This is a genomic window from Pseudomonas sp. SIMBA_068 (assembly GCF_046534705.1).
GTDB classification, from domain to species: Bacteria; Pseudomonadota; Gammaproteobacteria; order Pseudomonadales; family Pseudomonadaceae; genus Aquipseudomonas; species Aquipseudomonas putida.
This window is the reverse complement of record NZ_JAWRYI010000814.1, coordinates 1-261: the sequence shown is the minus strand read 5'-3', so window position 1 is coordinate 261 and position 261 is coordinate 1. Positions and strand designations below refer to the sequence as shown.

Annotated in this window: 1 pseudogene; it reads right to left on the bottom strand. The window is 58.6% G+C overall.

From position 1 onward, the window contains the following. A pseudogene (gene bioP / locus SB756_RS31575) lies at positions 1 to 261 on the bottom strand (biotin transporter); the annotation flags it as partial.

The window sequence follows — 261 nt, the reverse complement described above, 5'->3', positions numbered from 1 at the left end:
GAGCGCGGAGCGACCCACTTACGATGCACCCACAGTGAGGCCAGGGTCACCAGCGCGCCTATAATAAACGTTGGCCAGTGCGGCTGTTGGTGCCAGATAGCCAGGTTTACCAGCAGCCCTGCCGGAACGTGCATATTATTCATAATGCCCAGCGTTCCGGCGTCCACCTGCGTCGCGCCGTAGTTCCACAGAAAGTAGCCAATTCCGGAAGCCACCACGCCAAGAAACACTAGAATGCCCCATTGCAGCGTGGTTTGCGGC